Below are 3,456 nucleotides of genomic sequence, written 5' to 3'. Positions count from 1 at the left end.
TTTATTGACTTTCCGGAGATTTCGAGAGTCATAGCAACTGTTGCTATGAATTCCTGGGAAGCGTATTCTGGTTCACGAATGACCTTCATCAGCTCATTCATTGCCCCGTCAACATCATAGTTTTTATCTGGGTGTTTCGCCTGAATATATGCCAATATCCCTTTCGCCTGATCCATGGGATTCAGGTCTTCCCGTTGTAAGTTTTCCGTCAACTGGTAAGCCAGAATCTCATCCTTCTGTGTGATCGTATCAAGGATACGCACCGGGAGGTATGGGAGCCCAAGCTTCAGGGCAGCAAGATAACGGCGTTCTCCGCAGAGGAGCAGGTATTTGCCGTCTTTCGGTGTTACAAGAATAGGCTCTAAGACACCCCGGTCTTTAATGGACTCCATAAGGGCCTTAAAGGACTCACTCTCCGTATCGATCCCTGAGCGAATCTGTTCTTCCACGATAATGCTCTCCAGAGGCAGGTACATAAACTCCGGGCTTGCATCCTTTTCCTGCTCAGTCATTGCTTATCCTCCTTGTTTAGTGAATAGTCGTTAGTGAATAGTTAAAGACATTTTATTAAGCTCATTGTCATTCCCCCGTTCGGGGACAGGACTCTTTTGCCATATCTTCAAATTCTCGAAATTCTTTATCTTATCTTCCATTTTTATCTTCCTGTTTTACTATTCACTATTCACTATTCACTGTTCACTGTTCACTAACGACTATTCACTATTCACTTTCTTTATGCCTTCCTACCTTAGTAGTTACATCCTTTATTGTAAAGAATAGCAACTATTTAATGAAAAATCTTCTTTTAACGAGGCGTACCAGGATCTGGACCGTGAATGTGAAATTTTGGTGCTACCACCTTGACGAATGGCAAATTAGGTGTTATAAAGGTGTTATATAATATGCATTAACAAATTAGCCACATAAAACATGAATGCCCTTTTTACCGTAAAAGGGCATTCTTTTCATTTGGGGTTTAATGATGACTATAAAGAATTTCACTGAAATCAAGCACCTGATAGATATGGGTATGGAAAAGGGCTATCTCACGCCCGACGAGATCAACGATTTTCTCCCTCATAACATTTTTTCTCCTGAAGATATTGAGGATATATTCGACTTTCTTTCAGAATCAAATATTGACATAGTAGAAACAATAAAAGAGAAGACCGAGGCAACCGAAGAGGAAAGCCAGGATTGGGGAGAAGCCGAAAGATTTCCTTCAGAGAGAACAGATAACATCATCTGGGCCTATTTAAAGGATATTGGCCGTGTATCGCTCCTCACATCGGATGAAGAATACCTCATAGCCAAAAGAATAGAAGAAGGTGAAAGGGAAATGAGGAACCTTCTGTTTGACCTGTCTCAGGCAGTCCATGAACTTCTGGAGATAGGCATACAATTAAAGAAAGAAACCATTAATATAGTGGATGTGATTAAGAATATTGATGAAATGAACTATACAAAAAAAGATGAGGAGAAATACAAAAAGAAAACCTTATCCTTCATCAACACTATAAAGAGTCTTTACGAGAAAAAAGGGGGAATAAAAAGCAAACTGGCAGCAGCGGATGAACGAAACAACGGGCAGCTTGAAAAAAAGCTGAATACGATTGAAAATAAAATCGAAGAGGCACTGCTTAATCTCAAGCTCAACAAGAAAATTCTCGAGGAGATAGTCCGGAAGATCGCACGACAGACGAAGTTCATGGACGAGAGCGAGGCAAGGATTGTCAGGCAGAGATTGATGGAGCTTAGCGAAATTGAGAATGGACTGAAAGTAGTCAAAAACAGGCTCATTCAGGCAAATCTGAGGCTTGTTATTAATATAGCAAAGAAATATCTTAACAGAGGGCTTTCATTCCTTGACCTTATCCAGGAAGGCAACATGGGCCTCATGAAGGCTGCAGAGAAATATGATTATCAAAAAGGCTACAAGTTCTCCACGTATTCGACCTGGTGGATACGGCAGGCCATAACAAGGGCAATAGCTGACTACGCACGGACGATCAGGGTCCCGGTTCACGTGCTTGAAACAATGAACAAAATTACCAAAGTGACTATATCCCTTTTTCAGGAACTGGGGAGAGAACCGAACCTTGACGAAATTTCGTTGAAAGCAGGACTTCCGCTGGAAAAGGTCAGAAAGATTATGAAGGTCTCCAATGAACCTATCTCAATAGAAACCCCTATTGGCGACGATGAGTCCAAGCTCGGCGACTTCATTGCAGACCCTAAATCCCCCTCTCCTTTTATGGAACTGGTGGGTATTTCACTGAAAGAAGAAATAGACAAGGTGCTCTCTACCCTCACTCCAAGAGAAGAAAAGGTTATCAGGATGAGGCTCGGGATAGGTGAGAAGACCGATTATACCCTTGAAGAAGTAGGTGAAGTCTTCGGTCTCACCAGGGAGAGAATCCGCCAGATTGAAGCCAAAGCGCTGAGAAAACTCAAACACCCATCAAGACGGAAACGGTTAGAAAGCTTCCTGGAGTAGATTTTTCTGCTACCCCCTCTCCCTAAAAAATATCGTTTATGGCGGAACACTGTTTTTTCCGCCTTGTCATCATAAATACGTTGAAACCAGAGAAACATGGTTGATTCCGGCAAAACTACAAAAGCGTGAAGGAGAGTATATGCACAGGATAGCGGTGATTCCGGGAGATGGCATCGGTAAAAAGATAGTACCAGAGGGCATTCCATCAATACGTCAACACTGAGACCGGTAAGGCTTTTGAGGGGGATCGCAAGCCCTTTGAGGGATAGAAAACCGGAAGATATCGATTTCTGTGTTGTGAGAGAAAACAATGAGGGAGAATACTCCAACATAGGCGGGAAGATGTATGCCGGGACCGAACAGGAAATGGTCATGAGACATCTGTCTTTACCAGGAAAGGTGTAGGGAGAATCATACGCTTTGCTTGTGAACTGGCAAATAAACGGCCAAAAAGGCACGTCACGTCGGCAACAAAGTCGAACGGCATCGTCTATACCATGCCCTATTGGGATGAAATATTCCGGGAGATATCCCAAAATACCCCGATATAAAAGCCGACCAGTACCATGTTGACGGTCTCGTGGCGATAATGGTATCTCATCCTGAACGATTCGCAGGAAGCAACCTCTTCGGCTATATCCGGTAGGGGTATAGCAAACCCTGTTGGTCAGATATGGTCGGGCGCCATGATGCTGGAACATTTAGGGTACCCCGAAGCAGCAAGGATTATCGAAAGAGCAATTGAGATCGTTCTTGCTGACAAAGGCATAAAAACCCCTGACCTCGGAGGGCAGGCAACTACTGAAGATGTGGGAAGGGCTATTGCAGAGATGGCCGGAAAATTATAACGACCTTTCAAGAATGTGTCAGCCTATGTTGAAATCGCTGGCCATATCTTTTATTCCAATATACGATTAAGATGATCGTTTTATTTCTCTTTAAAATATTCAGGATAAAGT

At 42.9% G+C, this 3,456-nt stretch carries 2 protein-coding genes and 1 pseudogene; 2 read left to right on the top strand and 1 reads right to left on the bottom strand.

The genetic code is table 11. The annotated features are described in order from the left end of the window. Window positions 1-512, bottom strand: a 512-nt coding sequence (locus NTX75_10945) for a ParB/RepB/Spo0J family partition protein (GenBank protein ID MCX5816736.1), incomplete at its 3' end; no start/stop codon positions are given. Between the two features lie 467 nt (window positions 513-979). Here NTX75_10945 and NTX75_10940 point away from each other — a divergent pair. Both NTX75_10940 and NTX75_10935 read left to right on the top strand, forming a co-directional pair. Beyond that, window positions 980-2,497 (top strand): sigma-70 family RNA polymerase sigma factor, encoded by a 1,518-nt coding sequence (locus tag NTX75_10940; GenBank protein MCX5816735.1) that lies wholly within the window; start codon window positions 980-982, stop codon window positions 2,495-2,497. Window positions 2,498-2,636: 139 nt separating this feature from the next. Continuing rightward, window positions 2,637-3,345: pseudogene (locus NTX75_10935) on the top strand (isocitrate/isopropylmalate family dehydrogenase). Window positions 3,346-3,456: the final 111 nt, after the last annotated feature.

This window comes from Pseudomonadota bacterium (assembly GCA_026388315.1).
Lineage (GTDB): Bacteria > Desulfobacterota > Syntrophorhabdia > Syntrophorhabdales > Syntrophorhabdaceae > MWEV01.
This window is presented reverse-complemented; position numbering and strand designations above follow the sequence as displayed.

Excerpts from the sequence above, each read along its gene's own strand:
- NTX75_10940 (MCX5816735.1), top strand. The coding sequence starts at position 980 with ATGATGACTATAAAGAATTTCACTGAAATCAAGCACCTGATAGATATG.